The organism is Asticcacaulis sp. EMRT-3 (genome assembly GCF_030027245.1).
Taxonomy (GTDB): Bacteria; Pseudomonadota; Alphaproteobacteria; order Caulobacterales; family Caulobacteraceae; genus Asticcacaulis.
The window spans coordinates 1215848-1240648 of record NZ_JASERT010000001.1; the positions used below are offsets into that span (position 1 = coordinate 1215848).

26 protein-coding genes are annotated in these 24801 nt (G+C 60.4%); 15 read left to right on the plus strand and 11 right to left on the minus strand.

Annotated features, from left to right (window positions below):
* Positions 1 to 56: 56 nt before the first annotated feature.
* A complete protein-coding gene (locus tag QB905_RS05920) occupies positions 57 to 335 on the minus strand; it encodes a DUF3253 domain-containing protein (protein ID WP_282973625.1) in 279 nt (92 codons plus the stop codon).
* A gap of 31 nt (positions 336 to 366) precedes the next feature.
* Here QB905_RS05920 and QB905_RS05925 point away from each other — a divergent pair, with 31 nt between their 5' ends.
* The 3 genes from QB905_RS05925 (at position 367) to QB905_RS05935 (ending at position 3057) form a co-directional block, all read left to right on the plus strand.
* Positions 367 to 819 carry a PaaI family thioesterase gene (locus QB905_RS05925; protein WP_282973626.1) on the plus strand — a complete coding sequence of 151 codons (453 nt, stop codon included), beginning with the start codon at positions 367 to 369 and terminating at the stop codon, positions 817 to 819.
* Between the two features lie 145 nt (positions 820 to 964).
* Positions 965 to 1666 carry a response regulator gene (locus tag QB905_RS05930; RefSeq protein ID WP_282973628.1) on the plus strand — a complete coding sequence of 234 codons (702 nt, stop codon included), beginning with the start codon at positions 965 to 967 and terminating at the stop codon, positions 1664 to 1666.
* A gap of 32 nt (positions 1667 to 1698) precedes the next feature.
* Entirely contained in the window at positions 1699 to 3057 is a 1359-nt protein-coding gene (locus QB905_RS05935) for an ATP-binding protein (protein WP_282973629.1), read from the plus strand.
* On the opposite strand, the gene proC is transcribed toward QB905_RS05935, so the two are convergent.
* The 3 genes from proC to QB905_RS05950 all read right to left on the minus strand — a co-directional run bounded on the left by proC (position 3030) and on the right by QB905_RS05950 (position 4801).
* Positions 3030 to 3833 (minus strand): pyrroline-5-carboxylate reductase, encoded by an 804-nt coding sequence (proC, locus tag QB905_RS05940; protein ID WP_282973631.1) that lies wholly within the window; start codon positions 3831 to 3833, stop codon positions 3030 to 3032. The genes QB905_RS05935 and proC overlap by 28 nt on opposite strands.
* Before the next feature lie 102 nt (positions 3834 to 3935).
* Positions 3936 to 4475, minus strand: coding sequence for a type III secretion system chaperone family protein (locus QB905_RS05945; protein WP_282975590.1), 540 nt, complete (start codon positions 4473 to 4475; stop codon positions 3936 to 3938).
* A 29-nt stretch (positions 4476 to 4504) separates the two neighbouring features.
* Entirely contained in the window at positions 4505 to 4801 is a 297-nt protein-coding gene (locus tag QB905_RS05950) for an accessory factor UbiK family protein (RefSeq protein ID WP_282973633.1), read from the minus strand.
* A 250-nt stretch (positions 4802 to 5051) separates the two neighbouring features.
* Between QB905_RS05950 and lgt the strand changes: the two genes are divergently transcribed.
* From lgt to ychF, 8 genes are all read left to right on the plus strand, one after another.
* The gene (lgt, locus tag QB905_RS05955; RefSeq protein ID WP_282975591.1) at positions 5052 to 5939 is read left to right on the plus strand and encodes a prolipoprotein diacylglyceryl transferase; all 888 of its coding nucleotides are present in this window, start codon (positions 5052 to 5054) and stop codon (positions 5937 to 5939) included.
* Positions 5939 to 7006: a class I SAM-dependent methyltransferase gene (locus tag QB905_RS05960; protein WP_282973634.1), complete on the plus strand. Its 1068-nt coding sequence runs from the start codon at positions 5939 to 5941 to the stop codon at positions 7004 to 7006. Before lgt ends, QB905_RS05960 begins: the two co-directional genes overlap by 1 nt.
* 83 nt (positions 7007 to 7089) lie before the next feature.
* Positions 7090 to 7869, plus strand: a complete 780-nt coding sequence (gene pgeF / locus QB905_RS05965; RefSeq protein ID WP_282973637.1) for a peptidoglycan editing factor PgeF — start codon at positions 7090 to 7092, stop codon at positions 7867 to 7869.
* A 159-nt stretch (positions 7870 to 8028) separates the two neighbouring features.
* A complete protein-coding gene (locus QB905_RS05970) occupies positions 8029 to 8964 on the plus strand; it encodes a ribose-phosphate pyrophosphokinase (protein ID WP_282973640.1) in 936 nt (311 codons plus the stop codon).
* Between the two features lie 318 nt (positions 8965 to 9282).
* Entirely contained in the window at positions 9283 to 10554 is a 1272-nt protein-coding gene (locus tag QB905_RS05975) for a hypothetical protein (protein ID WP_282973644.1), read from the plus strand.
* A 163-nt stretch (positions 10555 to 10717) separates the two neighbouring features.
* On the plus strand, positions 10718 to 11320 hold the full coding sequence (locus QB905_RS05980) for a 50S ribosomal protein L25/general stress protein Ctc (protein WP_282973646.1): 603 nt from the start codon (positions 10718 to 10720) through the stop codon (positions 11318 to 11320).
* A 72-nt stretch (positions 11321 to 11392) separates the two neighbouring features.
* Positions 11393 to 12022 (plus strand): aminoacyl-tRNA hydrolase, encoded by a 630-nt coding sequence (gene pth, locus QB905_RS05985; RefSeq protein WP_282973648.1) that lies wholly within the window; start codon positions 11393 to 11395, stop codon positions 12020 to 12022.
* A gap of 384 nt (positions 12023 to 12406) precedes the next feature.
* Positions 12407 to 13519, plus strand: a complete 1113-nt coding sequence (ychF, locus tag QB905_RS05990; protein ID WP_282973650.1) for a redox-regulated ATPase YchF — start codon at positions 12407 to 12409, stop codon at positions 13517 to 13519.
* 227 nt (positions 13520 to 13746) lie between these two features.
* Here ychF and QB905_RS05995 read toward each other — a convergent pair whose 3' ends face one another.
* From QB905_RS05995 to petA, 3 genes are read right to left on the minus strand one after another with little or no spacing between them, the layout of a single operon-like run.
* Complete coding sequence (locus QB905_RS05995) at positions 13747 to 14607, minus strand: cytochrome c1 (protein ID WP_282973652.1); 861 nt, start codon at positions 14605 to 14607, stop codon at positions 13747 to 13749.
* Positions 14608 to 14625: 18 nt separating this feature from the next.
* Positions 14626 to 15915 (minus strand): cytochrome b, encoded by a 1290-nt coding sequence (locus tag QB905_RS06000; protein ID WP_282973653.1) that lies wholly within the window; start codon positions 15913 to 15915, stop codon positions 14626 to 14628.
* Positions 15916 to 15917: 2 nt separating this feature from the next.
* Positions 15918 to 16466, minus strand: coding sequence for a ubiquinol-cytochrome c reductase iron-sulfur subunit (gene petA / locus QB905_RS06005; protein WP_461781773.1), 549 nt, complete (start codon positions 16464 to 16466; stop codon positions 15918 to 15920).
* A gap of 349 nt (positions 16467 to 16815) precedes the next feature.
* Here petA and QB905_RS06010 point away from each other — a divergent pair, with 349 nt between their 5' ends.
* Entirely contained in the window at positions 16816 to 17283 is a 468-nt protein-coding gene (locus tag QB905_RS06010) for a tRNA (cytidine(34)-2'-O)-methyltransferase (protein WP_282973656.1), read from the plus strand.
* A 40-nt stretch (positions 17284 to 17323) separates the two neighbouring features.
* On the plus strand, positions 17324 to 18214 hold the full coding sequence (hemF, locus tag QB905_RS06015; protein ID WP_282973657.1) for an oxygen-dependent coproporphyrinogen oxidase: 891 nt from the start codon (positions 17324 to 17326) through the stop codon (positions 18212 to 18214).
* A gap of 136 nt (positions 18215 to 18350) precedes the next feature.
* Here hemF and QB905_RS06020 read toward each other — a convergent pair whose 3' ends face one another.
* The 4 genes from QB905_RS06020 to QB905_RS06035 all read right to left on the minus strand — a co-directional run bounded on the left by QB905_RS06020 (position 18351) and on the right by QB905_RS06035 (position 22093).
* Positions 18351 to 19082 (minus strand): type 1 glutamine amidotransferase, encoded by a 732-nt coding sequence (locus tag QB905_RS06020; protein WP_282973658.1) that lies wholly within the window; start codon positions 19080 to 19082, stop codon positions 18351 to 18353.
* Between the two features lie 25 nt (positions 19083 to 19107).
* Positions 19108 to 20331, minus strand: coding sequence for a CCA tRNA nucleotidyltransferase (locus QB905_RS06025; RefSeq protein WP_282973659.1), 1224 nt, complete (start codon positions 20329 to 20331; stop codon positions 19108 to 19110).
* 72 nt (positions 20332 to 20403) lie between these two features.
* Positions 20404 to 20922: a GNAT family N-acetyltransferase gene (locus QB905_RS06030; RefSeq protein WP_282973660.1), complete on the minus strand. Its 519-nt coding sequence runs from the start codon at positions 20920 to 20922 to the stop codon at positions 20404 to 20406.
* A 424-nt stretch (positions 20923 to 21346) separates the two neighbouring features.
* Positions 21347 to 22093 (minus strand): enoyl-CoA hydratase-related protein, encoded by a 747-nt coding sequence (locus tag QB905_RS06035; RefSeq protein ID WP_282973661.1) that lies wholly within the window; start codon positions 22091 to 22093, stop codon positions 21347 to 21349.
* 254 nt (positions 22094 to 22347) lie between these two features.
* Between QB905_RS06035 and QB905_RS06040 the strand changes: the two genes are divergently transcribed.
* Both QB905_RS06040 and QB905_RS06045 read left to right on the plus strand, forming a co-directional pair.
* Entirely contained in the window at positions 22348 to 23778 is a 1431-nt protein-coding gene (locus QB905_RS06040; RefSeq protein ID WP_282973662.1) for a hypothetical protein, read from the plus strand.
* A gap of 73 nt (positions 23779 to 23851) precedes the next feature.
* Positions 23852 to 24607, plus strand: coding sequence for a hypothetical protein (locus QB905_RS06045; protein ID WP_282973664.1), 756 nt, complete (start codon positions 23852 to 23854; stop codon positions 24605 to 24607).
* Positions 24608 to 24801: the final 194 nt, after the last annotated feature.

A 24801-nucleotide genomic window follows, 5' to 3' on the forward strand; every position in this document is an offset into this window, starting at 1 on the left:
ATAGCTAAGGTGAAAAAAGTGTACAGACCCGTTCACTTTTTGCGTAGCTTCGTGTCTTACTGATCGCGCACCGGCCATGCCACCGGCCCACGCCGGATGCGATAAATACCGCGAACGTCTTCGGGCGCGACAGGTTTTCCCTTGCGCAGCATGTCGATCTGGCCTTTGCGCGCCAGCCCCAGAATCACGGCGCGCACCTTCGGCAGTTCGCGTTGCCAATATTTGGGCCCGCCCTCGGGATGCACCGCCTTGGCGACATCGTTCGGGCTTATGGACTCACCTTCTCGCGCCTGCGATAAGAGCGCCTGAATCGTCTCTTCGATCAATTGAGACATCTATGTTGTACCTGTTCCCGGAGTGTTGGCTATGACGGATCGCCAGATTGAAACCGTAACCGAAGGCGAGTTCGCCGGCTGGTCACGCGAGCTGAAGCGCGAGGGCTTCAACGGGCTTGTGGGGGCCTATTACTATCAGGCGGAAGATCCTGCCAATCTTAAAGTGGCTTTCAAGGCACAAAAGCAGCATCTGAATGGCGGCGGCACTGTGCATGGCGGCTGCCTGCTCACCCTGGCCGACACCTCTTTGTTCATCTTCTCCCTGCCCTGTCTCGATGGCGGCAGCGCAGTCACCGTGCAGCTCGACTCGCAGTTTCTGTCCCCCGGCCACGAAGGCGACATCATCGTGGCCAGCGGCGAAATCACCCGCGCCGGCAAATCGCTGATCTACGGACGCGGCCAGCTTACCTGCGGCGAGCGCATCCTCATGACCTTTTCCGGCGTCCTGGCGCGCAAGGCCACACGTCCCGGCGGCGATGGCTGACGCCGCCCGTCATCCGCCGCAAACAGCGAAATGACGGCTGAAGCGCCCGTCCCCGCTTTACATTTCCGGGCGAATAGTGATCAATCCTTGCCCATCGGCCGCCACATGCCGAAATGTCAAAGACAGATGTAAAAGAGATAAAGCTTTGAGCCAGGCCCCCGGTCAGAACGACGCCGCCGTCCGCCACCTCCTCGTCGTGGATGATGATGACCGTATCCGTACCCTGCTGAAGGAATTCCTTTCCCGGCAGGGCTTTCGCGTCACCACCGCCGCCCATGCCGACGCCGCCAAACGCATGTTGCAGCTTCTCGATTTCGACCTGCTGATCCTCGATGTGATGATGCCCGGCGAAGATGGTTTTTCCCTGTCGAAATGGGTGCGCGCCAATTCCAATGTGCCGATCCTCATCCTGACGGCGCGTGGCCTGCCCGATGACCGGATCATGGGATTATCGATTGGCGCTGATGATTATTTGTCGAAACCCTTTGAACCGCAAGAACTTTTACTGCGCATCGAAGCCATATTACGCCGCGCTGGCACGAAGCCCGCCCTGCCCAAATCAGTCGCTATGGGCGCTTTCAGCTTCGATCTCGAACGCGCCGAACTGACCAAGGGCGGCGCTTCCGTGCGCCTGACCGAAGCCGAATCGCAATTGCTGAAATATCTGGCCGAACGCGCCAATGTGGCGGTTGACCGCATGGATCTGGCCAAGGACAGCGTTGATACCACGGGCCGCGCCGTCGATGTTCAGGTCACCCGCCTGCGCCGCAAGATCGAGCAGGATCCGAAGAACCCGCGTTACCTGCAAACCGTGCGCGGTAAGGGTTACATGCTGGCGCCGGACTGATCCAGGTGCGCCTGCCACACCCGAAACTCTGGATGAAAATGCTGCGTCGGCGCTTCCCGCGCTCCTTGCGCTGGCGCGTCCTGCTGATGATCGTCATCCCGATCTTTCTGATGCAGATCGTTGTTTTGTGGGTCTTTTTTAGCTGGCACTACGAAACCGTCACCCAGCGCCTGTCGGAAGGGCTGGCCGGTGATGTTGCCTGGGCGGTCAATGCCTATGAGCAGGATCCGACCGCCGCCAATCTGGCCAAAATTACCGAACAGGCCCGTCCCATGCAATTATCGATCCAGTTGCAGCGTGACAAAACCTTGCCGCAAACCCATCGCGGTTCTTTGTTTGTGGCGCTCGACCGCACGATCGACAGCGCGCTCAATGATGCGCTGAATGATAATTACTGGTTCGATACAACGCGGTATCCGGGCTATGTCGATATCCGGGTCAAGACCACGGGTGGCGTCTTGCGTTTCATCGTGGTCAAGGACCGCGCCTTCGCCTCCACCGGCTACATCTTCATGTTCTGGATCGTCGGCGCCACGGCCCTGCTGACGATGGTGGCCCTGGCCTTCGTGCGCAATCAGGTGCGCGCCATCGAACGCCTGAGCTATGCGGCTGAGCGCTTCGGGCGCGGCGAGGACGATCCCGGCTTTAAGCCTTATGGCGCCAAGGAGGTGCGCGCCGCCGCCGAAGCCTTCCTGAAGATGAAGGCGCGCATCCAGCGTCAGATCGAGCAGCGCACCACGCTCCTGGCCTCGGTCAGCCATGATTTGCGCACCCCGCTCACCCGCCTTAAGCTCGAACTGGCGATGGGCGAACCGGGCGCCGCCACCGAACGGATGAAGTCCGATGTGTCGGAAATGGCCTATATGATCGACGAATATCTGGCCTTCGCGCGCGGCGAAATGGCCGAAAACACCGACAGCGTCTCGGTTCGCGCCCTGATGGACACGGTCACCGATTCGGTCTTGCGCGCCGGGCACCGCCTGCAAACCGAACCGCTGGAAAAAGACCTGCGCATCACCATCCGCGAACTGGCCGTGCAGCGCGCCATCGTCAATCTGGTGATGAACGGCTTCCATTACGGCAAGCATGTCAGCTTAAGCGGCGAAATCACCCACAATGACAACCGCCAGCAATTGCGCCTCTATATCGATGATGACGGCCCCGGCATCGCCCCCGAACGGCGCGAGGAAGCGTTCAAGCCCTTTTCGCGCCTCGATGAATCGCGCAATCAGAATATCAAGGGTGTGGGTCTGGGGCTGGCCATCGCCCGCGACATTATTCGCGGTCACGGTGGCGAACTGACGCTCGATCAGAGCCCGCAGGGCGGCTTGCGCGCCACCATCACCCTGCCGGCGGAACCCGTTCAGCCCAGTTCTTTTGAACGCGCGTGAGCGGCTTCCACCGCCGCCAGAATCAGTTCGTCAAGCCCGGCACCTTCGCGGCGCAGCACCTTCAGCGCCGCTTCGGTGGTGCCGCCCGGCGACGCTACCCTGGCCAGCAGAATCTCCGGCTCCTCGCCGGTCTGATCGAGCAGACGCGCCGCTGAAATCAGCGTGCCGCGCGCCAGATCGCGGGCATGGCTTGAGGAAAGTCCCATCGCCTTACCCGCCTTTTCGAGCGCGCTGACAAAGGCATAGACATAGGCCGGGCCAGAGCCGGAGACGGCTGTGGCCGAATTCATCTGGCTTTCGTCATTCAGTTCGACCGTCTGGGCCATCGGCGCAAACAGGCCGCGCGCCGCAGCCATGCCTTGTTCCGTATCGGAAAACAGGCTGGCCACGCCCTTGCCGGTGGCCACGCCGGTCGTGGGCATGACGCGCGCCACGGCATGACCGGCAAAGGCGGTTTTAAGCTGCGCCGTGGTGACGCCCGCCATGACCGACACATAGACCGCGCCCGGATCGATATTGCCGTTGAGGATTTGCGCCACGGCGTGCCAGCCCTGCGGCTTAACCGCCAGAATGACAGTGCGCGCCGCGCTCCATTCCTCAGGCAGCGGATTGAGCCGCGCCCCATCGGCGGCCCATGCCTTCGCCTCATCGCCCGGCATCAGGTCGAGGATCATCACCTCGTCCGGCGTGGCATGGCCACTGACGCGGAAGCCTTTGAGGATGGACGAACCGAGCGCGCCCGCGCCGATCAGCAGGATGGGTTTGGGTAAAGACATAGGCCCTCGCTTGCAAAAACATGACGCGCATCTTTGTGCCGCCGACTATGCGCCAAACGCGCAGGCGCACGCAATCAAAATTGGCCGGAGCAGATTGCTGTTTTACGCCTCGCCCTGCGTCTCGAACAGGCAGGCCGCGAAGGCCGCCTCGGCTGATCCCGATCCCTTGAACCAGAAGTCGAAAGCCGGATAGAAACGATCCACCGCCTCGGCCGCACTGTTGATCATATGGGCGCTGGCCGCCACCGAGCCGCGTTCAAGCGGATCGACGGCCAGTGTGTGGCGAAACACCACATCATACAGCCTGCCCTTGTCATCGCTGTCGCGGAAGGCTTCGAAATGGCCGAACCAGACGTGCTGATTGACCAGACACAGCAATTCATAAAGCCCCGCCAGACGGTCTTCGCCCAGACGCTGACCGGTGCCGCCCTCAACATCGAGCGAGCAGCACAGTTGCAGGCATTCGCCTTCGGGACGCCATGAAAACCACATTTCATAAGTGCGCCAGTCGCCGCCCAGCGCGAAGCCGAGATCACCCTCCGGCGTGCGCTCGAAGGTCAGCCCTTCCTCGGTCAGGATCGATTCCACCATATCGAGCGGGTCGAAGGCGGCTTCGCTGTCATAGGCCTGAGGCGTGTTCATGCGGTCATCAAAGCTCATAAAAAATAAAATCAGTCCTGCGGCAGATCGGTGGCCGGTTTGGCGCCCCGGCCACGCGGCTTGGCAGCTTCCGGCTTTACCACACCGGTCGCCACCGCTTTCAGGGCCGCCACCTCAGCGCGCAACTCAGCCAGTTCGGTGCGCATGGCCTCGAAATCCTCGCGGCGCACCAGATCCATCTCGGCCACGAACTTGTCGGCCTGAGCGCGCATCGCCGATTTGGCCTCCTCGCCCGCCGCCTGAGCCAGACTCATGGCATTGGCGGTCATCTTGGCGAATTCGTCGAAAAACGGATTTTGGCTTTGCATGGCTTACAGGCTCCGGGAACGGCAGGTGAAGAAACGGCACATAAAAATGTCTTATAGCTCCATCATATAGGTGCGGACGCCGCGCTTCAATCATTCAGGCCGCAAACTTGCGCTTCCCGACGACATGCCCGACTTTTTCATGATTCTGAACGCTTCGCCTCTGTTTTGTGGCGACTTGCCCGAACGAACTTGTTAAACACCGCTCAGCCTAACCTATACAGGAACGACCATGCTGTTATCGCTGATGACCTTGCGGCTGCCGGACATCAATCCGGTGCTCGTCCATCTCGGCCCTGTTCAGATTCACTGGTACGCCATCGCCTATATAGCCGGCATTGTCTGCGGCTGGCTCTATGTCAGCCGCCTGTTGCGCCGCGACGAGCTGTGGACGCCGCGCACGCCGCCCATCAGCACCGAACAGCTTGACGACCTGATCATCTGGATCATGCTCGGTATTATTCTGGGCGGGCGTATTGGCTACATCATCGCCTATGACACCTCGATCATCTGGCAGCATCCGTTACAGATATTCCAGATCTGGCAGGGCGGCATGTCGTTCCACGGCGGCTTCATCGGCGTCGGCACGGCCGCCATATTATATGCGCGCGCCAAGAAACTCGACCTGGCGCGCATCCTCAATCTTGGCGACGCCCTGGCCTGCGCTGCGCCCATAGGCCTGTTTTTCGGGCGGCTGGCCAATTTCGTCAATGGCGAGCTGTGGGGACGCCCCACCACCCTGCCGTGGGGCATGGACTTCTGTAATCGCTATATCAAACTGCAATATGGCGGTGTCTGTCCGGCTGATTTCGATCCGCTGACCGGCGGCTACCATGTCATTCTGCGTCACCCCAGCCAGCTTTACGAAGCGCTCGGCGAAGGCGTCATCCTGTTTACCCTCATGTGGCTGCTGATCCACCGCTTCGGCAAGCTGAAGGCCCCCGGCTTCGTGATGGGCACCTTCATCGCCGGTTACGGCCTGATCCGCATTCTGCTCGAAAATGTACGCAATCCAGATGCCCAGATGCCGGACTTTCTGCGCCACTGGATCACGATGGGCATGATCCTGTCGATCCCGATGGTGCTGGCGGGGGGCTTCCTGATCTGGAATGCACGCAGGATCGCAGCGAAAGCGGCCTGATGTCACTGCGACAAAAACTGATCGAGCAGATCACGCTGGAAGGCCCGCTATCCGTGGCCGACTATATGACGCAGTGCCTGCTCGATCCGCACCACGGCTATTATACCCGGCACGTCAGTCTGGGTGCCGATGGCGATTTCCTGACCGCGCCACTGGTATCGCAGATGTTCGGCGAGATGATCGGCGTCTGGCTGGCCGAAACCTGGCGCGAAATGGGTGCGCCGCCTGCCTTCCGGCTGGTGGAGATCGGCGGCGGCGACGGCACCTTGATGCGCGATATTCTGCGCGTGGCAGCGCGCGTGCCGGGCCTGCGTCAGGCCGCGCAGGCCGTGATGATCGAGCCTTCGCAGGCTTTGCGCGCGCTTCAGGCCGCCGTCGATCCCGGCATAAGCTTTGCCGACGCCCTGCACGCCATCGCCACCGACCTGCCGGTGATCCTGATCGCCAATGAGGTGCTTGATTGCCTGCCCGCCCGCCAGTTCGTGCAGACCGAAAAAGGCTGGTTCGAGCGCCGCATCGGCCTGATCGATGGCCAACTCGGTTTCGGTCTGGTCGAGATCGGGCCCGATTTCACACCGCCCGAAGATAGCCAGCAGGGCGACATCATTGAAATATCTCTGGCCCAGATGCGGTTTGGCGAACAGATCGGCGGGTTGCTGCGTAAAGCCACGGGCGCGGCCCTGCTGATCGATTATGGCCGTGATACGCCGGGCGCGGGCGATACACTGCAAGCCCTGCACCGCCACCAAAAGACCGATCCTCTGGCCGAACCGGGCCGCCACGACCTGACCATGTGGGCCGATTTCCCCGCCGTAGCCGCCGCCGCACAGGCTGCCGGAGCCAGAGTGGCCCTCACCACCCAGGGCGAATACCTGCACCGTCTCGGCATTGCCACGCGCCTCGACGCTCTGGGCCGCCTCCATCCCGTGCACGCGCCGGCTCTGCAACGCCAGTATGAGCGCCTGACCGCTGATGACCAGATGGGCAGGCTGTTCAAGGTGCTGGGCGTCGCTTTTCCCACGACAATTCGCCTCATTGGGGTTGAAGCCGGGGAGTCGCCTCTGTAGGCTTAGGGCCGACTCTGCTCATTTTTCTGCCAGCCTCCCCCGCCCTCCGAATTCCGGAGCGGCATGATTTTCAGGTTTAACCTATGTCGTATTTGCCACCGCGTATCGTGCACCCGCAACTTGACCTGCCCAATGTCCTGCATGGCTTCTTCACCCGCATCGGCGGTGTTTCCGAAGGGCTTTACGGCAGCCTCAACACAGGCGCAGGCTCGCAGGATGATGCCGGTGCCGTGCTTGAAAACCGCCGCCGCGTCGCCGCCGCCTTCGACCGGCCCGAAGACTATCTGATCACGCTCAATCAGGTGCATTCAACCACCGCCTTCAAGGTGGACGGCCCGTGGCCCGAAGAGCGCCCGCAAGGCGACGCCCTGGTCACCAGCCGCGCCGGTGTGGTGCTGTCGGCCCTGTCAGCCGATTGCGCGCCGATCCTGTTCGCCGATCCGCAGGCGCGCGTTATCGGTTCGTGCCATGCCGGCTGGAAGGGCGCTTTGGGCGGTGTCATCGAATCGACGCTCAAGGCGATGGCACAGCAGGGTGCCAAGATCGAACGCATCCGCGCCGTGGTCGGGCCGTGCATCCAGCAGCCCTCCTATGAGGTCGGGGCCGAATACGAGGCCGAGTTTCTGAAGGAAGACAAGGACTCAAAGCCCTTTTTCATGGCCGCCGACGATATGGACAAGCGCCTGTTCGACCTGCCCGGCTATTGCCTGATGCGGCTGAAACGCGCCGGGGCGGCGGTGGCGGTATCGACCGGCCACGACACCTGCGCGCAATCTGATCTGTTCTTTTCCAACCGCCGCGCCGTCAAGACCGGCGAGGCCGATTATGGCCGCCTGATCTCCTGCATCATGATCCGCGTATAGTTTTTAACACTTTATGACACTTTAACCTTGAACGGCGCGCCTACCCTGCTAAAAGCCGCCTCATAGCAGCCAGGACGCCGTAAAAGTCACGCACTCATGCGCGACGGGCGTCGGGCCTGAGACAAAACCATGCCCCAAAGCCATCAGGGACACGTCACGATGAAGTTGCTTTCCGCCAATTCCAACCGGACTCTGTCCCAGGCCATTGGCGACTATCTCGACATCCCCCTGACCAAGGCGCGCGTGCAGCGTTTTGCCGACAACGAAATCTTCGTCACCATCGACGAAAACGTGCGCGGCGAGGATGTGTTTGTCATCCAGTCCACCAGCTTCCCGGCCAATGACAATCTGATGGAACTGCTGATCTGCATCGACGCCCTGACGCGGGCCTCGGCCAAGCGCATCACGGCGGTCATCCCCTATTTCGGCTATGCTCGACAGGATCGCAAGACCGGCGGACGCACGCCGATCTCGGCCAAGCTGGTGGCCAATCTGATCACCCGCGCCGGTGCCCACCGCGTTTTGACAATGGATCTGCACGCTGGCCAGATTCAGGGTTTTTTCGACATACCGACCGATAATCTGATCGCTATCCCCTTCATGGCCAAGGATATTCTGGCCAATTACAAGGATGCCGGTCAGTTGATGATCGTGTCGCCCGATGTCGGCGGTGTGGTGCGCGCCCGTTCGCTGGCCGACCGCTTAGGCGCCGATCTCGCCATCGTTGACAAGCGCCGTCCGCGCGCCGGTGAATCCGAGGTGATGAACATCATCGGCGATGTGTCGGGCCGCAACTGCATCCTGTTCGACGATATTGTCGATTCCGGCGGCACCCTGTGCAATGCCGCCAAGGCGCTGATCGATCGCGGCGCGTCGTCGGTTTCGGCCTATATCAGCCACGGCGTCCTGTCGGGCGAGGCGCTCAACCGCGTCGATACATCGGTGCTCAAGGAACTGGTCATCACCGATTCGATCGAAGCGCCGCCCGCCATCCGTGACCATCCCAAGGTGCGCATCGTCGGCGTGGCCCCGCTGATCGGCGAAGCGATCCGCCGCATCGCCAATGAAGAATCGGTGTCGAAACTGTTCGACTGACAGAAGCGCCGCCTGCGCGGTTCCCGCCCCCCGCCTGATCAAAATTTTTTGATACAGACACGCCGTGAACATGCGTCAGCCGTGACACGGGCCAGATCGGTGGAAAAGTCTTGCGCTCCCGCCGTTCCACATCGCTTCCTTATGGCCTTTGACCTCTCAGTCGCTTGAAATGCCATAATTATGGCACTTTTCCTGTTGAACTGTCATCTTATCCATATAAGCCTGTCGGCTATATGTGTCTCCGTTCAATATATATAAATCCGGTACCGCGCGGGCTGAGGACGGGCGCGGGCCTCCACACACAGAGGGTTGTTTCGTATGATTTTGGCAGTTAGCAGGCGCTTCGCCGCAAGGGGCCTGGGCATCAGCCTGCCCACCCTTTTCCTGGCGGCAAGCCTGACCATGACCCTGGCCGGCTGCGCCACGGATGCGCCGCCACCGCCACCACCGCCACCGCCGCCGCCCGCTCCGGCCGGGCCGCCCGTAGCCCTGACCCCGGAAGTGTCCGACCTGGCCTCGGTCTATGTCGATTATATCCAGCAGGCGCGCAATCTTTCGGCCAATTTCGTCGATGCCGCCAGTGTCCAGAGCGAATTGCAGACCGGTGCCTCCATCACACCCGAACAACTGGCGCAAGGGGCCGTGGCCTATGGTGCCATCGTCGCCATGCAGGAGCCGAGTTTCCGTTCGTCTTTGCGCGGCTATGCCTCGAATGACGCGGCGCGCGCCGACCTGCTGGCCCGCATCATGGCCGATCCGTCCTACGCCACCACCCTGCCCGGTGCCGATGCCGCCGCACGCCGCGTCATTCTGGCGCTCAGTTCGGACGGTCAGTCCGTTTACAAGGCCGGCACCGCCGTCAAGCAAGCCGCCTACGACATCCAGCACCAGAACTGGTCGAAGGATTTCGTGGCGGATCGTCCTGGCCGTCTGGCCCTCGCCAAGCAGAATTCAGTCACGCTGAAAAGCGTGCAGTCGAATGAAAGTGCCCAGCTTCTGGTGGCAGCCCTGACCGGGCAGGGACTGGTTTCGCGCGCCACCACAGGTCAGTCAACCGGCGACCAGCAGGTGCAGGCCGCCGCCACCAGCAGCGATGCGGTTCCCGCCGCAGCCGAAACCGCTGGCACAGCGGCCCCGCTGCAAGCCGGGCAAACAACCAGCGTGTTTGATCGCCCCGACCTGTTCAACCAGCCCTATACCCATACCGTGGCCCATGCCCTGGCCATCGCCGCCATCGCCATACTCGGTGAAGGCGGGACCGAACACGCGCCGCAAATGACGGCTCTGCTCGATGATGGCGACAGCTCGAAATGCTTCGATATGTCAAAGCTCAACCTCTATCAGTGTCTGGCCGTGGCCAAGCCCAATTACGAGGACGTTTTCTGCCTCGGCCAGCATGTACTGATGGATGAGGGCCAGTGTCTGGGCAAGATGTCGAGCAATGCCCTGAGTTTCGAGCCCAAGGTCAATATCGGCTACAATGCCGACGGCAGCAATGCCTATGCCCATGCCGAGCCCTATCTGAAGACGCTTCCGGCTAAGAAAAAGACGGCACCTCACAAGAAGAGCGCGGTGAAAAAGCGCAAGTAAGACGAAGACGGGCAAAAACGGCTATTTTTTCCATGAAAAGGGACGCAATTTCTCATCTCAGGGCGGTTGCGTCCCGCCGCATAGTCGTGTATCACCCGCCCTCTTAAAGGTTTCACGCCGCGCTGTCAGTGCGGCGAATTTTTGTTATTCGAGGAAGAGGCTCATGGCCGATATCGTTTTGGACGTCGAAGTCCGTGATCGCACCGGTACGGGCGGCGCCCGCGAAGCACGCAAGCAAGGCAAGCTGCCGGGCATTCTTTACGGTGGCGATCTCGCTCCCGTAGCGATCTCCGTCAGCCTCAATGAGTTCCGCAAGGCGCTCTATACCGGCAAGCTGGCGGGTCACCTGGTCACGCTGAAGCACGGCAAGGATACGCAAAAGGTCATCGCCAAGGCGATCGACTTTCATCCGGTCACCGATGTGCCCGTGCATTTCGATCTGTACCGCGTCGATGAACACGCCACCATCAAGATTTCCGTACCGATCCACTTCAAGAACAGCGAAGCTTCGCCGGGCCTGAAAAAGGGTGGCGCGCTCAATATTTCGCTGCACGAGCTGGAAATCATGGTTCCCGCCGATCACATCCCGGAAGACATTATTGTCGATCTGACGGGCTATGAAATCGGCCAGTCGATCCACATTTCCGACCTGAAGCTGCCGCGCGACGTGAAATCCGTTCATGCGGCCGATGTGGTCGTGGCTTCGGTCACCGCTTCGGGCGCCAGCGCCAGTGACGAAGCCGCCGAGGCTGGCGAAGGCGCTTAAAGCTCACTTCGATATATGTTAAAAAGCCCCGGTTCTGTGTGAACCGGGGCTTTTTCTATAAGGAGACGCCCCGTGTACCTTCTCGTCGGCCTCGGTAATCCCGGCAGCCAGTATGCTGGTCATCGTCATAATATCGGCTTCATGCTGATCGACGAACTGGCGCGCGATCCGGCTTTCGGCCCCGAAAAGAAAGCGTTCGACGGCCTTGTCAGCGAGGGCGCGATGGAGATGAAGGGTGGGCGCGACAAGGTACTGCTGCTCAAGCCGCAAACCTTCATGAACCTGTCGGGCAACAGCGTGGCGAAAGCCATGCAGTTTTACAAGATCCGGCCTGACCGCGTCATCGTGTTTCACGATGAACTTGATCTCGCACCCGGCCGTATGCGCATGAAGCTGGGCGGTGGCCATGCCGGTCATAATGGCCTGCGCTCGATCATGCAGCATATCGGCCCCAATTTCATGCGCGCCCGGATGGGAATCGGTCATCCCGGTGCGAAGGAACTGGTGCATGACTGGGTGCTGTCCGATTTCTCAAAAGCCGATCAGGTCTGGCTCAAGGCCGAGTTGGAGGCCTGCACGCGCGCCCTGCCCCTGTTGTTTACCGGCCTGCCCGACGCCGCCGACCGTTATCAGGCCGAGGTGATGCGGCTGGCACCCGCGCCGAAAATGGACACGCGCCAGATGAATGCGGACAAGGCGTAGGATTCGATCCACAGATGGACACAGATGTTCAGAAACATCTCACGCTACCGCTATCGACTGCACTGGCTTAACGAAGGCGCTTCGCGCCTTAAATTTCAGGCCCCTAGAGCAACGAGCATTTAATTTGACTTACAAATTGAATGCGAGATGCGGAAAAACGTAAAATAAAGAGCGGATTGCATGCCTTTGACCGATTCAATCAGAATGCAAACCGCTCTAGCGATAGCGGTAGCGTGAAGACGGAATGAACATCTGTGTCCATCTGTGGATTGAAAATTCAGGACGGCGATAAAGGCTTAGACGCAGCCGTTCAAAACATTTCCCTTAGTGCGCCCCGGATGATAGGGAGGGCGCATATTTTTCATCCCAGCCCAGATCGAGTTCATGGCCCTTAAAGTCGCAATCGTCGGCCTGCCCAATGTCGGCAAGTCCACCCTGTTCAACGCCCTGACCCAGACCGCCGCCGCTCAGGCCGCCAATTATCCGTTCTGCACGATCGAGCCGAATACGGGCGATGTGGCCGTGCCGGAGCCGCGCCTGGACGTGCTGGCCAAAATCGTCGGCTCGAAAGAAATCATCCCGGCGCGCATCAATTTCGTCGATATTGCCGGTCTGGTGCGCGGCGCGTCGAAGGGCGAGGGTCTGGGCAATCAGTTTCTGGCCAATATCCGCGATTGCGACGCCATCACCTATGTGGCGCGCTGCTTCGTCGATACCGACATCACCCATGTCGAAGGCCGCATCGATCCGCTCAGCGACCTCGAAATCATCGAAACCGAACTGATGCTGGCCGATCTGGAAAGCCTGGAAAAGCGTCTGCCCAACCTGGAAAAGCGCGCCAAGACCGGCGGCGACAAGGAGGCGGCCATCACCGTATCGCTGATCAACGCTGCCCTTGCCGAACTGCGCGCGGGCAAGCCGGCGCGGCTGGCCTTTGAAAAGGGCAAGGTGGCCAAGGAAGACATCAAGGCGTGGGAGATGCTGCAATTGCTGACCTCCAAGCCCGCGCTTTATGTCTGCAATGTCGAGGAAGGCGCTGCCGACAAGGGCAATGCACTGTCCGATGCCGTGGCTGAGCGCGCCCGCGCCGACCACGCCAACAGCGTGGTCATTTCGGCGCAGATCGAATCGGAAATCGCCCTGCTCGATCCCGCAGAGCGCCGGGAATTTCTGGAAACGCTGGGCCTTGAAGAACCGGGCCTCAATCGCCTGATCCGCGAAGCCTACAAGCTTTTGGGCCTGGCCTCCTATTTCACAGTCGGCCCCAAGGAGGCGCGCGCCTGGACGATCCACGTCGGCGACACGGCCCCGCAGGCCGCAGGCGTCATCCATACCGATTTCGAGAAGGGCTTCATCCGCGCCGAAACCATGGCCTATGAGGATTTCGTCAAATACAACGGCGAAGCGGGCTGCAAGGAAGCGGGCAAGTTCCGTCAGGAAGGCAAGGACTATGTCGTCAAGGACGGCGACATCCTGAACTTCAGGTTTAATGTTTAGGGGCAAGCCTCTGGAACCATAGGTTGGAGACTGAAAAACCCGCCGGATCGCTCCGGCGGTTTTTTTTGTTGTGGCAAGTTCGCGTTAAATTCTTAGTCCAGCCCGCTGTGAGGCGGCGAAAAGGTTTAGCTTTCGAGCATCTGAGCTAAGCGTACTAAAGTACGTGTGCGAAGACGCGCAGAAAGATGAGCCTTTGCAGCCCCTCACAGATAGGGCTGGGCAAGGATTTAATGTTTGCCGCGCCAGACGGCACGATAGGCGCCATAGGTCAGCCCTGCCAGCAGCAGCAGGTAAAGGATGACAGCAAAGCCCATTTCCTTACGCTCGACCATGTGCGGATCGGCAGCCCAGGCCAGGAAGGCGGCCACGTCTTCGGCATTCTGGTCGATGGTGGACGGCGTGCCGTCATCATAGGTGACCTGGCCATCCTGACGTAAGGGCGGCGGCATGGCCAGCACGCCACCGTGCGGCACATGGGCGGGATCACCCTTCCACTGGGCGCGCAGATTGCCATTGACGTGCGGATAGTAGTACTGGCCCGGATTGAGCACCAGATTGGCGGGCGGCGTGTGCGAACCGGTCACCACATTATAGATGTAGAGCGGGCCACCTTCGCGCGCCTTGGCCAGAACCGACATATCGGGCGGCACCGTGCCGTTGTTGGACGCCTTGGCGGCGTCGTCGTTCCTGAAGGGCGACGGGAAGCGATCCGATGGCGTGCCCTTGCGGGTGCTGTCGTCGCCGGTATCGGGATCGATGTCGGCAATATCATATTCCGAGGCGATTTCCTTGACGACCGGATTATCGTTCGGGTTGGGATATTTCGGATCGTAGAAGGGGCCGCCCTTCTGGCCAAGATTGCGGAACGACATCAGGTGCATGGCGTGGCAGGTCGAGCAGACCTCCCGATACACCTTGTAGCCGCGCTGCAATTGCGCCTGATCGAAGGAGCCGAACGGCCCCTCGAAGGTAAAGGGGTGCGGCGGCTGCACCAGCGGCGCGGCGTTCGATTCGGCCAGAGCCGAACCGCCCGCCATCAGGGTAGCGGCGGCTATCAGGCCCACGGCCAGTTTCAGGGTTTTGGTCATCGGTACAGACATTGTGACTTAGCCCTTCTTTTTCGCGTGGGCCGCCAGCACAGCTTCGGAAATCGAGGCCGGCACAGGCAGGGGTTCTTCCTTCAGGCCGATCCACGGCATGATGAAGATGAAGAACAAGAAGTAGTAGGCCGCCAGCAGGCGCGACACGACGGTGACGCTGATGCCGGTGGCCTGACCCAGATTATCGGTGCCCATGCGGAAGACGACATCAGCCGGTTCCTGAGCACCGCACCAGCCGAGGCCGATGCAGGTCACCACGAACAGGAAGAAGAACCAGCGCATCACCGGACGGTAGCGCATCGACTTCACCTTCGACGTATCGAGCCACGGCAGGGCAAAGATCAGGCCGATCGAGCTGAACATGGCGATCACGCCCGCCAGCTTATCCGGCACGGCGCGCAGGATGGCGTAGAAGGGCAGCATATACCATTCGGGCACGATATGGGCCGGGGTTTGCAGCGGATTGGCCTGGATATAGTTATCGGTGTGGCCCAGCGCTTCCGGTGCGAAGAAGACGAAAACGGCGAAAAGGATCAGGAAGATCACGATGCCGAAGCCGTCCTTGACCGTGGCGTAGGGCGTGAAGGGCAGCGTGTCTTCCTTCGACTTGATCTCGACTCCGGTCGGGTTGTTCTGGCCCACCACATGCAAGGCCCAGATGTGCAGCACCACAACGCCGGCAATCACGAACGGCAGCAGATAGTGCAGCGAGAAGAAGCGGGTCAGGGTGGGGTTATCGACGGCGAAACCGCCTTGCAGCCAGGTCAGGATCGACGGGCCGACCACGGGGATGGCGCCGATCAGATTGGTAATCACCACCGCGCCGTAATAGGACATCTGACCCCACGGCAGCACATAGCCCATGAAGGCCGTGGCGATCATCAGGAAATAGATGATACAGCCGAGCAGCCACAGCACTTCGCGCGGTGCCTTGTACGAACCGTAATAGAGGCCGCGGAACATGTGGATATAGACGGCGAAGAAGAACATTGACGCGCCGTTGGCGTGGACATAGCGCAAAATATCGCCATAGGGAACGTCGCGCATGATCCGTTCGACCGAATCGAAGGCCAGGGCGGAATTGGCGGTATAGTGCATCGCCATGATCACGCCGGTGACGATCTGGATGACGAGGCAGACGGACAGGATGCCACCGAAAGTCCACCAGTAGTTCAGGTTTTTCGGCGTCGGGTAATCGACGAAGCTGTCATAGGCCAGGCGCACAATGGGCAGCCGTGAATCGAGCCATTTTTCAATGCCGGATTTCGGCACATAGTTTGAGGTATGTTCGCTCATGATCAGCCCACCTTGATCTTGGTATCGGTCAGGAAGGTATAGTCGGGCACCAGCAGGTTCAGCGGTGCCGGGCCCTGACGGATACGGCCCGACGTGTCGTACACCGAACCGTGGCACGGACAGAGCCAGCCGCCATATTCACCGAGGCCGAAATTGGGCACGCAGCCGAGATGGGTGCAGACGCCGACGACGATTAGATACTGCTCATGCCCCGCCTTGACGCGCTGGGCGTCGGTTTGCGGATCGCGCAGAGTCTTGATGTCAACATCCTGAGCTTCCTTGATTTCCTTGGGCGTACGGTAACGGACGAACAGGGGCTTCGAGCGCCACTTGATCACCACCTGCTGGCCTTCGGTGACCTTGGAGAGATCATATTCGATTGAGGCGAGCGCCAGCGTATCGGCCGCCGGATTCATCTGGCCGATCAGGGGGAACAGGGTCATCACCACCGCCCCCGCCGCGCCAGCGCCCGCGGCTATGTAAATAAAATCACGGCGGTTCGGATCCGTACTCACGGACTCTGGGCCGCCGTCATGTTCAGGTTCACTCACCTTAGCACCTCTCCATATTCGTCGCGTCGGGCACCCGGACTTATTGTTGTCCGCCTCCACTGCACCCACCGGAGCACACCTTGGGGCGCGACCGGCTCTTTTTTTATGCGTTCGGTACTGAAGCCTGATTCCATAACAAGGTTAAGCCCTTGCTGTGGCTTTGTGTCGCGGCCCTCGCACCCAATTCGTCTATAACCACAATTCCACGGCGGACACAAACCGGCAAACACTTTCTCGCCGTATTTTTCACCTTCGCTTCCTTTAACCGGCTGTCGGTGCATTTTGCGCTGGACTTGCGCCCTGCCCCGGCTTCACAAGGCAGGTTCGTGCTGCGAAAGAGCCTTACCCGATGCGCCTTGCGCTCTATCAACCCGATATTCCACAAAACCTCGGCGCGGCCCTGCGCCTGAGCGCCGCCTTTGCCATCGAACTCGACGTGATCGAGCCGTGTGGCTTCCCGCTGGGTGATAAAGCCATCCGCCGCGCCGCTATGGACTATGCTGCCTGCGCCAAAGTGTCGCACCATGCCTCATGGACGGCCTATCTCGATTTTCTGAGCGATTTGCCACGGTCGCGGCTGGTACTGATGACCACCAAGGCCGCCGAACCTCTGTATGATTTCACCTTCCGGCCCGATGACATCCTGCTGATGGGCCGCGAAAGCGCGGGCGTACCGGATGAGGTTCATGCGCGCGCCGATGCACGCCTGCTGATCCCGATGAGCCCTCAGGCGCGTTCGATCAATGTCATCAATGCCGCCTCTATGGCGCTGGGCGAAGGGCTGCGACAAACGGGCGGCTTTCCCGGACAGACATAATGGGGCATAGGGAAGATGATTTCGTAACACAGACAGCCTGATGACCCAGCCTTCTCCTGCCCTTTCAGCCGAAACGCTTACCGATCGCCAGAGCGCGGCGTCTGCGTGGTTCCGGCATTTGCGCGATTCGATCTGTGCGGCCTTTGAGCAACTGGAAGACGAGGCTCCGCCTGCCCTTTATGGCGATGTGGCGGGCAGGTTCGAGCGCACGCCGTGGCAGCGTCCCGAAGGTGGGGGCGGCGAAATGTCGATCATGAAGGGCCGCCTGTTCGAAAAGGTCGGCGTGCATATCTCAACCGTGCATGGCGAATTCAAGCCGGAATTTGCCGCCTCTATCCCCGGTGCCGCCGAAGATCCGCGCTTTCACGCCACCGGCATTTCGCTGATCGCCCACATGACCAATCCGCATGTGCCCGCCGTACATATGAATACGCGCTTCATCACCACCACCCAAAGCTGGTTCGGCGGCGGAGCCGACCTGACACCGCTGATGGCCGCCGACCGCCATCAGGATGCGCCCGACAGCGCCGCCTTCCATGCCGCCTTCAAAGCCGCCTGCGACGCCCACGGCCCCGACTATTACCAGCGCTTCAAGGCGTGGTGCGACGAATACTTCTTTCTGCCGCACCGCAACGAGCCGCGTGGTACGGGCGGCATCTTTTACGATCATCTCAATTCGGGCGACCACGACGCCGATTTCGCCTTCACGAAAGATGTTGGCAAAGCCTTTCTCGACATCTATCCGCAACTGGTGCGCCGGCGCATGACGCAACCGTGGATGCAAGCTGAGCGTGAGGCGCAACTGGTGCAGCGCGGCCGTTATGTCGAGTTCAATCTGCTCTATGATCGCGGCACGATCTTCGGCTTGAAGACCGGCGGTTATGTGCCGTCGATCATGTCGTCCATGCCGCCTGTCGTAAAATGGCCGTAGGGCGTTTTACGACATAAAACAAAGATGTGGTGAAATGGCCTTGAGGATTTCAAACCACGGAAAACACGGAAAGCACGGAGCAAACTAACGCCATGAAGCTTCAATCCGTGCTTTCCGTGGTTTCCGTGGTTAAACCCTACGCCGCCAGGAATTTCGAGATCGCGCCCAGCACCTCATGGCGCTGGCTGGGCCGCTTCAAGGTGGACAGCGCCTGATCGACCAGATCGGCGTCGATGCGCCCGCCGCGGCGGCTGAGCAGCAGGTCGGCGGCGAAATCCTCGCCGAACTCCGGGTGGCACTGAAACGATAACGCCTTGCGGTCGGTGTAATAGAGCGCGGCGTGCGGCGTGAAATCCGAACCGGCCAGCACCACCGCGCCATCGGGCTTTTTCACCACCTGATCCTGATGAGTGACGGCGCAGGCCAGGGTCAGCGCAGGCTTGCCCGCCATGTCGAGCCACAGATCATGCGCCCGCACTTCATATTCGTGCAGGCCCACGCCCCAGCCCTTGTCGGATTTCTCGACATGGCCGCCCCAGGCCTGGGCCATCACCTGATGGCCGAAACAGATGCCAACCACCGGTGTGGCGCTATCGAGCGTCCGCAGCCAGCCGATCAGCGCGCCGATCCAGGCATCGCTTTCATAAACCCCGGCAGGCGAGCCGGTAATCACCACGCCTTTCAGATGGGCGTCGGGATTGGGCAGGTCGCCTTCGAGCGTTTTGAAAACCTTGAACTGCCGTCCCTCGGCGGCCAGCAGGGTGGCGAACATATCGGCATAGCTGCCATAGGTCGCGTCCAGGCCAGCAGGCGGTATGCCCGTTTCCAGTATAGCGATATAGTCGCCGTGCGGCTCTTGGTTACGCATCACAATTTGCCCCGAATCCAGACGATTATTTCGGTGATTTCCGCAGCGCGTCAAGGGCGGCGTCCATCACGCTTTGTGAGAAATCATGATCAAGCCAGTCGGCTTCGATGCGTTTCAGATGTGCGCCTAAGTCAGGCCCGGCGGCCATACCCAGCGCCAGCAGATCCGCCCCTTTTAGCGGGAACACCGGCACGTCCGTGGCGCGCAAGGCCTCGATCAGGTTTTGCACATCAGCGAAGGGCCGCGCGATATGAGCCGCGCTTAAGATAACCGCGTCTTCGACCGCCTGACGACCATGCCGGTACATCAGGCGCGTAAAGTCCTCCGCCCCGTCGTGCAACCGGCCCATGACGGTCACGACCGCCTTCAGACGCTGATAAAGCCGCTGCGACAGTTTCAGCCGCGCCTGCACCTCTTTCAGCGCTGTGCCTTCCAGCAAACCGCCGCTGTCGAGCAGCGCCATCAGGCGTGGCTCAGGCTCAGCGCTGATCGGCAAGATGCTCGCCAGTACGGCTAAGTCATCGCCACGCCAGCCCGGCAGGATGTGCGGCAGCAAGCCGCCCGCCAGCATCGCCGTCAGGCCGGTCATCGGCGACGGCAGGGCCAGAATCTTCAGCATTTCCTGCTGGATGCGTTCGCCGGACAGGCTGTCGATACCGTCTATCAGCGCCACGCAGGCCGCCAGCGAGTCCGCATCGATCCCGCGCGCATAACCGGCGCTGAAACGAAAGAAACGCAGAATACGCAGATAGTCTTCGCGGATACGCTGTTCTGCTTCGCCGATAAAGCGCACCCGTCCGGCCAGGGCATCGCCGATCCCCTCGCCCGTCGGATCATAGACCGTGCCGTCCCGATCAGCGTAAAGCGCATTGAGATAGAAGTCACGGCGCAGCGCATCCCTGGCCCAGTCGGTCGTGTAACTGACCACGGCGCGGCGGCCATCCGTTTCGACATCCTCGCGTAAGGACGTGATTTCAAAAGGCTTTCCATTCACCACCGCCGTGATCGTGCCGAAAGCCTTGCCCGTCGGCACGCTTTTGATGGCCGCCGCCTTCAGCGCCGCCTCGGTGTCGTCGGGCGTCAGTTGCGTGGCGAGGTCAAGATCGCTGACCGGCCTCTGCATCAGGGCATTGCGCACGCAGCCGCCGACAAAGCGCACGCACCCCGCCCCGCCCAGCGCTTCGAGGGCGGCAAAGACAGAGCGCGTGGCGGGCGCCTGCATGTCGTCGGAAAGAACAATACGTGTCATGGTCATTCAGTATGCCAACAGGAAACGACTGATGCCATAACCCGCTCTGATAATCCATGTTGATAAATGGCTTCAGATAACCGTTACCACCTGCCCGCGCAGCTTTACATCGGCATGTGCACAGGCAATGAGCAGGCGGTTGGGATCAACGGGCCCCGGCAGGGTCAGACCATCAGCGCGTACAAAGCCAAGCGGTTCGAAATAGCTGCGCGCCCCCACCAGCAGAACAGCGGGCAGGCCACGCGCAAAAGCCGCCTCAACGGCATGACGGATCAGGGTCTTGCCCACTTCACGTCCGCGCCAGCTATCCGCCACCACGATCGGCCCCAGAAACGCCAGCGGCGTACCCGCTTCGCTATCGACATGACGCACGAAAACCGGCCACAGGCGCACCGAGCCGATCAGTTCATCACCGACCAGCGCCACAAAGCTGAGATCGGCCAGAGGCGTCGAATTTTCGCGCAGCCGTTCGGCGGTCTTGACGAAACGCCCCGGCCCGAAGGCATGGTCGGTCAGGGCTGTGATCGCCTCAGCCTGTGACGGCGCTTCGCATGTAATCGTATAATCCAAAGCCAGAATATCCAGAGCCATGCTCGTATCCCTGTCGAGGGCGCCACTTAAAGCATTGAACAATTATATTGAATCGATTCAATAGTTTAAATCTTTGTGCCGCCTCATGTTTTGCTAAAAAAGTGGCAGCCGCTTTTTGGCAGGAGGCTCTAGAGCGGTTTGCATTCTGATTGAATCGGTCAAAGGCATGCAACCCACTCTACATTTTACGTTTTTCCGCATCTCGCATTCAATTTGTAAGTCAAATGAAACGCGCGTTGCTCTAGAGCGGTCTGCATTCTGATTGAATCGGTCAAAGGCATGCAACCCACTCTACATTTTACGTTTTTCCGCATCTCGCATTCAATTTGTAAGTCAAATGAAACGCGCGTTGCTCTAGGCCCAAACCCGCCGCAGGTCAATGCGGATCAGGCGGCCCGCCCCGCAATTTATACGACGGAATATGTCACCGGTTAAGAAAGGCCATGAAGGCGGCCTGCGCCTGCGGGCTCGATAAAAGCGCGCGGAAGATGTCGCCCTCGGCGCAGACCACCGGCCATACTTCGTCGGGATTGCGCATCAGGGCCTTGGTGTGACGCAGGGCCTCCGGCGATAATCGCGTCAGTTGCAAGGCCATCTGCTGCGCCGTTGCGCGCAAAGCCTCCGGCGTCGTGATGCGGTTGATCAGGCCCATATCGAGCGCCTTTTGTGCATCTATCGCCTCACCGAGCGCCATCCAGGCAAAGGCGCGGGCGTGGCCAATACGGCGCGGCAGGAGAAGAGTCGAACCCGCTTCGGGCACCAGACCCAGCTTCAGAAACGGCAGGGTGAGGCGCGCATCATCTGCCACCACCACCAGATCGCAATGCAAAAGCACGGTCACCCCCACCCCGACCGCCTGCCCCTGTACGGCGCAAACCAAGGGTTTGGCGAAAAAGGTCAGGGCCTTGAGGAAGGCAAAGACCGGCAGGTCTTCGAGATTTTCCGCCGCCTTCAGTTCGGGCAGACCGTGCGCGAAATCGAGAATATCATTGCCCGCGCAGAAATCCGGCCCTTCTGCGCACAGGATGACGACACGCACATTGTCATCAGAACTGGCCGCCTGAAGGCCGTCTGTCAGGGCGCGGTACATGGCCGCCGTCAGGGCGTTTTTCTTGCCTGGCCGGTCAAGGCAGAGCGTTAAAACGCCGTCATTCAGGGTCTGGGTGATCATGGCGCGCCTCACATTGTTGACGCGAACGTAAACCGAAATCTCTCCACCGGCAAGGACTGCCGTAGATGGAGCGCCCCGCGCAGCCCTTATTCGTTACGCCCCGATCATAAAAGGTAAATAAACCTATTGAAAATTTCGCTCTGACGGGGCAAACCGCTTGAAGCTATAAAATGATATTCTGTACCGACGGGCGAAACCGGCGGACAGGCAATCGACATTGTCCCGATCATCTGAGCAGGGAGACTAGGCTCGCAATGAAACTTTCCAAACTTCTCACCCCCGCAGGCAGGCTGCAATCGCTTGCCGCGGTCATGATTCTGGCGCTCACAGCCAGTCTCGGTGCCCCCGCCGCCCAGGCCGCCGAAGCCGCCCCGGCTTTCAAGATCGATCCCAAGGTTCAGGCGCAGTCGATGACCGAAGCGCCCGGCCTGATCGCCGCCGCCAAGATCAGTTGCGATCCGAGCGATGCCTATAAGATGGGCGAAACCGACCTTGAAAAGGACGGTAAAAAGGTCAAGGGCTCGCTGTACGAAATCGCCTGCAAGACCGGCCCGGGCTTCATGATCACCGCCTTTACCCCCACTGAACCGGGCCAGTCCTTCACCTGCACCCTGGCCGAAGCCATCAAGGCCAAACAGCCGGGTGCCGCCACCTGCGTGCTGCCGGAAAACGTGCCGTCCTACAAATGGCTGAACACGGTGGTTCAACCCTATATTCCGGGCTGCGTCGTCAATAATGCCCGCATCATGGGCTCCACCCCGCCCGATTCGACTCAGCCGAAGATCGACCGCTACGAAGTCGGCTGCGAAAGCGGCCTCGGCGGTATCATCGATTATCCGCAACTGGCCTCCAGCGCCCCTGTCAACTATCAGAGCTGCCTGATCGGTAAGGACAAGGGCTTCCCCTGCCAATACACGACCGACGCCGCACTTACCGCTTCGCTGAAGCCGCTGGCTGCCCAGGCCGATCCCAAATGCCAGGTCAGCAATGTCCGCTTCGTCGGCATCACCAAGGAATCGGACGGCTACTTCTATGAATTCGGCTGCTCGAACCAGCCCGGCTTCATGGTGCTGAGCGGCAACGACAACAGCTTCAAGCGCATGATCCCCTGCACCGAGGCCGCCGGTCTTGGCGGCTGCACCCTGACCGACATGGGCACCGTGGCCGCCGACGCCAAGGTCACCTATGGCAAGGAACTGAAGGCCGCGGGCTATCCCTGCACCGTGCAGGATTTCACCATCATCGGTTCGCAACCTCAGACTAAGCGCGACTTCGCTGAGTTCAAATGCCCCGAACAACCCTGGGGCCTGATCGGCTTCGTGCCGCAACCGGGCGCTCAGGCTGCCGTGCATGTCAACGATTGCTTCATTGATCAGTCGAACCGCAAGAACTGCACCTATGTCACCGAGCCGCAACTCAAGGCCCAGCTCGACAAGCTGATCAAGATCAAGGAACCGGGCAAGGACTGCGATGTCGCTCAGGTGCGCTATATCGGTGAATCTGCCGATGTCGAAGGCGCGCTGATTGCCGAACTGGCCTGCAAGAACAAGCGCGGCTATATCGTGATCGTGGCGCCTGACCGCAACAGCCTGCTCGACTCGACGCCGTGCAAGCTGGCCAAGGCGCACGGCAGCGACCAGACCTGCACCATCCCCGGTAACGGCACCTATACCTCAGGCGACTGAGTCGAAGCCGACCGCCTATGAAATGACCCGTGGGGCCATGCCGCACGGGTCATTTTTTTACCCGGAGTTCCCGATGCGCTCTTTGCACCTGCTTTTCATCGTGACAACCCTTTTCGGCCTGACCGCCTGTGATCGCATCGCAGCCTGGCAGCACCCGAAACCGAAGGACACGGCATTACAGGTGGTGCCCGCGCCGCAGCCAAAGGGCGCTGTGGCCCTCTATCCGGCAGCCGATGGGGTCAGCGTGCAGAGCCGAACCAAGGACTGCGCGTCCGCCAGTTGCCTTGTTTACCGTGAAGGCAAGTGGCGGCCCCTGCCCGACGACCAGATAAGATTCCTGCCTTTGCTGAGCTTACGTGGCGCGACGGGCAGCGCCTATGGCGAGGATATGTGGCGCAATGCCGGCGCGGCGGGCCGTTCGGTGATGCTCAATGCGGCGGCGGGACGTGACGCCGTGAAACGCGGCCAGTTCGACGGCCTGCGTATCGGCCTGCGCAAAGATGGCCAGACCAGCTATGTCACGGTTTTTGCCCTCGGCGGCACAGATCCTATGCCCGATGCCGAGGTGGCGCTGTCGGGCGGCGGTGCCTGGCTTTTGGTGAGGCAGCCCGATGGCGAAAGCGTGCTGGCCAACCTGTTTGCCCTGATGGGCCGCACCACCGTCACCTGCGCAGGCAGGGTGGCGATCGATACTGCGGCGTGGGCTGGCCCGGTCGAAACCGCCCTATCGCCAGATATATTCGTGTCGCGCAACATATCCGCCGCCGCCCGCGCCACCGAACAGGCGCGGATCACGCAGGCCTGCGCGGTCCAAAATCAAAAGAGTTAGAGCGGTTTGCATTCTGATTGAATCGGTCAAAGGCATGCAACCCGCTCTACATTTTACGTTTTTCCGCATCTCGCATTCAATTTGTAAGTCAAATTAAACGCTCGTTGCTCTAAAGCGACAGCCTTGAGATCAGTGGCAGGAGGTGAGCGCAGCAGGTACTAGACCATCATGCCAAAAAGTGGATGCCACTTTTT

Coding starts and splice junctions, on each gene's coding strand:
- QB905_RS05920 (WP_282973625.1), bottom strand. CDS start 335: ATGTCTCAATTGATCGAAGAGACGATTCAGGCGCTCTTATCGCAGGCG.
- QB905_RS05925 (WP_282973626.1), top strand. CDS start 367: ATGACGGATCGCCAGATTGAAACCGTAACCGAAGGCGAGTTCGCCGGC.
- QB905_RS05935 (WP_282973629.1), top strand. CDS start 1,699: ATGAAAATGCTGCGTCGGCGCTTCCCGCGCTCCTTGCGCTGGCGCGTC.
- proC (WP_282973631.1), bottom strand. CDS start 3,833: ATGTCTTTACCCAAACCCATCCTGCTGATCGGCGCGGGCGCGCTCGGT.
- QB905_RS05945 (WP_282975590.1), bottom strand. CDS start 4,475: ATGAACACGCCTCAGGCCTATGACAGCGAAGCCGCCTTCGACCCGCTC.
- QB905_RS05950 (WP_282973633.1), bottom strand. CDS start 4,801: ATGCAAAGCCAAAATCCGTTTTTCGACGAATTCGCCAAGATGACCGCC.
- QB905_RS05960 (WP_282973634.1), top strand. CDS start 5,939: ATGTCACTGCGACAAAAACTGATCGAGCAGATCACGCTGGAAGGCCCG.
- pgeF (WP_282973637.1), top strand. CDS start 7,090: ATGTCGTATTTGCCACCGCGTATCGTGCACCCGCAACTTGACCTGCCC.
- QB905_RS05970 (WP_282973640.1), top strand. CDS start 8,029: ATGAAGTTGCTTTCCGCCAATTCCAACCGGACTCTGTCCCAGGCCATT.
- QB905_RS05975 (WP_282973644.1), top strand. CDS start 9,283: ATGATTTTGGCAGTTAGCAGGCGCTTCGCCGCAAGGGGCCTGGGCATC.
- QB905_RS05980 (WP_282973646.1), top strand. CDS start 10,718: ATGGCCGATATCGTTTTGGACGTCGAAGTCCGTGATCGCACCGGTACG.
- ychF (WP_282973650.1), top strand. CDS start 12,407: ATGGCCCTTAAAGTCGCAATCGTCGGCCTGCCCAATGTCGGCAAGTCC.
- QB905_RS05995 (WP_282973652.1), bottom strand. CDS start 14,607: ATGACCAAAACCCTGAAACTGGCCGTGGGCCTGATAGCCGCCGCTACC.
- QB905_RS06000 (WP_282973653.1), bottom strand. CDS start 15,915: ATGAGCGAACATACCTCAAACTATGTGCCGAAATCCGGCATTGAAAAA.
- QB905_RS06010 (WP_282973656.1), top strand. CDS start 16,816: ATGCGCCTTGCGCTCTATCAACCCGATATTCCACAAAACCTCGGCGCG.
- hemF (WP_282973657.1), top strand. CDS start 17,324: ATGACCCAGCCTTCTCCTGCCCTTTCAGCCGAAACGCTTACCGATCGC.
- QB905_RS06020 (WP_282973658.1), bottom strand. CDS start 19,082: ATGCGTAACCAAGAGCCGCACGGCGACTATATCGCTATACTGGAAACG.
- QB905_RS06025 (WP_282973659.1), bottom strand. CDS start 20,331: ATGACACGTATTGTTCTTTCCGACGACATGCAGGCGCCCGCCACGCGC.
- QB905_RS06030 (WP_282973660.1), bottom strand. CDS start 20,922: ATGGCTCTGGATATTCTGGCTTTGGATTATACGATTACATGCGAAGCG.
- QB905_RS06035 (WP_282973661.1), bottom strand. CDS start 22,093: ATGATCACCCAGACCCTGAATGACGGCGTTTTAACGCTCTGCCTTGAC.
- QB905_RS06040 (WP_282973662.1), top strand. CDS start 22,348: ATGAAACTTTCCAAACTTCTCACCCCCGCAGGCAGGCTGCAATCGCTT.
- QB905_RS06045 (WP_282973664.1), top strand. CDS start 23,852: ATGCGCTCTTTGCACCTGCTTTTCATCGTGACAACCCTTTTCGGCCTG.